Annotated in this window: 2 protein-coding genes; both read left to right on the top strand. The window is 61.1% G+C overall.

The window, feature by feature from the left end; translation table 11 throughout:
• A partial coding sequence (locus ACI1US_RS01665) for a hypothetical protein (protein WP_461637639.1) occupies positions 1–1,288 on the top strand: 1,288 nt, incomplete at its 5' end.
• A gap of 143 nt (positions 1,289–1,431) precedes the next feature.
• Positions 1,432–2,736: a dual-specificity RNA methyltransferase RlmN gene (rlmN, locus tag ACI1US_RS01660; protein WP_416549452.1), complete on the top strand. Its 1,305-nt coding sequence runs from the start codon at positions 1,432–1,434 to the stop codon at positions 2,734–2,736.
• Positions 2,737–3,348: the final 612 nt, after the last annotated feature.

Raw genomic sequence — 3,348 nt, 5'->3', positions numbered from 1 at the left:
AGACTTCGAGGTCACCGTGAGTGCCACGCTCGCGGAGGTTGAGGAAGCAATGAAGAAGACCGCAAGCGCCGCGTCGACTGTGCCACAGTTTCCGATTCTCTCTAGACGCGTGTTTGACCTCGGGAAGGCACGCGACCCCTATGAATTCTCATTAGAAGTCGAGCACTATGATCATCACACGAACTCGGAAAGCGGCGACGAATCGTTCTTGCGCGAGTGGAATGAATCTGGCAGCTTCACCATATTGGACGGTGGGGCGGACCACGTCTTTGATGTGAAAGCCTCCACTCATGATGAGGAAGTGGGTAAGCTCCGCATCACCATTGCCGGAGGTACTAGCGGGAAACCGATCGTTGTGAAAGCCGAGGAGATCGGGACTGGGTCGGACACGCAACAGCCTGCCGATGATGGTTCCACCCCAGAGATCAGCCCGATTACGCAACTCGCGGCGGCAGTAATGACTGCAAACGTCAAGGTCCGCTTCTCAGACGGGCACACTCTCATAGGGTCTCAGCTGTTTCAGACCGGCTTCCGTGACATCCCCTTCACAGGGTGGGATTGGGGTGACTTCAGCGGCTTTGCGGTGGAAGACGAGAAACCTTACCGGAGGAGACCTTGCACTCAACTTTTGAAGTGTACGGCCCCGAGCACTTGTTCGACCTCTCCCTGCGGGAAAGGTCCGAAAGAATTTGACCTGAATTTAACTGGTCATGGTAAAAACGACTCGTTGTTTACCTGGGTGCAAAGGAATTGGGAGAAAGGGCTACTCATCTGCGATGACGGGAGTGGTGAGATTGCCGACTTCGTGCATGTTGGTGCTGGCGACAACCCCAAGCTCACGTTGATCCATGTGAAGGGAGCCCTTAGCTGCAGTAAAAGGCGTGGGATCTCTCTGGACGCGTTTGAAGTCGTTGTTAGTCAAGCGGTAAAGAATCTCCGGCATCTCGATCGCGATCTCCTTGCACAACGGCTTGCGCACAACCAAGACGGGCGGATAGGGCATCTCGTCTGGCCTTTGGGTGGGCGGAAGAAGAGAGCCGCGAACACTCGCTATAAGGGAGGTAGGGCGGCAGCGATGCCGCTGGTCCAGAAACTGAAATCGAATGGAGAACTCGAAGTGGTAATTGTTCAGCCACACATTCTGAAGAGTGCGAAGCAATCCGCCGAGCAGAACCCTCACTCTGAGGAGTTCAAAAGGCTTAACCAGCTGAATATGCTGTTGTTGGAAGCGGAGAACGCATGTCGGGGGTTGAACGCTACTTTGCGGGTGGTTGCTGACAAGGAGTAGCATGCGGGAGTCCCGCGGGCAGGTTCTGTCGAGGTGAGCAGAAAGTCGCTAGGGGTGAGAAAGCGCCATTTGGCTTCTTGCACTCTTGACGGAATTGCCACCTGAGAGCGGCCGGGCTCAGAGGGTGAGACAATAGGGGCACGATGGATCCGAACAAGCTCAACTACACCCCAGCCACCGATGAACCAAAGTTCATCAAGACCCGCCCGAACAAGGGCGGTCTTGCGGCGCGCCCGCAGGTGCGCCCGAAGGCTGAGGGGTGGCAGCAGATCACCAACCCCGACGGTCGGCCGACGCTACAGTTCGCCTCACCGCGCGTGAAGCAGCCAGCGACCCACCTCGCAGACCTCACCCTCGCCGAGCGCGAGGCCAAGGTCGCCGAGATGGGGCTCCCGAAGTTCCGTGCGAAGCAGCTCTCGGTGCACTACTTCGAGCACCGCACCACCTCGCCCGAAGAGATGACGGATCTCCCCAAGGATCGCCGCGAGGAGCTCGCGGAGGCGTTCTTCCCGCCGCTCCTGAGCGAGGTGAAGAAGCTCGTCACCGACGACGGCAACACCGTGAAGTTCCTGTGGCGCTTGTTCGACGGCGCGCTCGTCGAGTCCGTGCTCATGCGCTATCCGGGCCGCATTACCCTCTGCGTCTCCAGCCAGTGCGGCTGCGGCATGAACTGCCCGTTCTGCGCGACCGGCCAGGCGGGGTTGACCCGCAACATGTCGACCGCCGAGATCCTCGACCAGATCGTCCAGGCGAACCGCTTCATCGCCGAGGGTGGCCTCGGCCACAAGCGCCGCGCCGGCAACGGTGCCGAGCCCGAGCGAGTGAACAACATCGTGTTCATGGGCATGGGTGAGCCGCTCGCAAACTACAAGCGCGTCATGAACGCCGTGCGCCGCATGGTGGCACAGTCGCCCGAGGGGCTCGGCATGAGCGCACGCGGCATCACGGTGTCGACCGTGGGCCTCGCCCCGGCGATCCGCAAGCTTGCCGACGAAGATATTCCCGTCACCTTCGCGCTCTCGCTGCACGCGCCAGACGACCAGCTGCGCGACGAGCTCATCCCGGTGAACAGCCGCTGGAAGGTCGACGAGGTGCTTGACGCTGCGTACGCGTACTACGAGAAGACCGGCCGCCGCGTCTCGATCGAGTACGCGCTCATCAAGGACATGAACGATCACGGATGGCGCGCCGACCTGCTCGCCGACCGCCTGAACCAGCGCGGCCGCGGCTGGGTGCACGTGAACCCGATCCCGCTCAACCCGACCCCGGGCTCCATCTGGACCTCCTCGACGAAGGAAGTCACCCGCGAGTTCGTCGACCGGCTCAACGCAGCCGGCGTGGTGACGACGCTGCGCGATACCCGCGGCAAGGAGATCGACGGTGCCTGCGGGCAGCTCGTCGCAACCGAGCAGGATCGCGCCGACGCCGAGGCCTTCGCTAGCGCCTAGGGGGCGTTGCCGGGCGAGTGGCGCGCGGCGCTGCCGCGGTGCGGGCTTGCGTGCTTGCTTAGCGTGGGCTGTTCCGCCGTGCGGATCCCGCCTGGCATCCTCACTGCCCCTATTTATTCAGACCGAGCCTTGTGAGGGCAATACACGGGTCGGGATAGATGAAACAGGGTGTTGCAGTTCGGTTCGGGGGCTTCTCGGTGCGGGCGCTGCGGGTGCTTGCCCTTTGCTCCGGTGCTTTGGCGCGGGAGAAACGGCTCAGAGCAGACCGCACCTGAGGCTGCGAGCCTGCCGCGGGCGCTTCGCGCCCTTGCCCTGTGGGGCAGGTGGGCCCGGACCGTGTGGGTTCGGGGGCTCCGAAGATGCCTCGTCAGGCCGTGTTGCTGTGGCGTTCTGGTGGTTCGAGCTGTGTCCCGCTCGTGAGGGCCTTTCGGGGATATTCGTAGCTACTTCCCACGCATTCTCGAAAGCCGACAGACATGGTGATTCCTTGTCACCTCTCTGGTGATTCACGAACGTGTCATCACTAGTGAAGAGCTTCAGAATCTTTTTCGAAAGATTCTGTTTTGGGCCACATTTGAGGGCTTGAATGTCGGTGGTGCGTGTTTGACTACG

Origin of the sequence: Leucobacter sp. BZR 635, from assembly GCF_048061935.2 — a bacterium.
Lineage (GTDB): Bacteria > Actinomycetota > Actinomycetes > Actinomycetales > Microbacteriaceae > Leucobacter.
Note: the sequence above shows the minus strand (reverse complement) of the source record. Positions and strands in the feature narration are given on the sequence as shown.

Excerpts from the sequence above, each read along its gene's own strand:
- rlmN (WP_416549452.1), top strand. The coding sequence starts at position 1,432 with ATGGATCCGAACAAGCTCAACTACACCCCAGCCACCGATGAACCAAAG.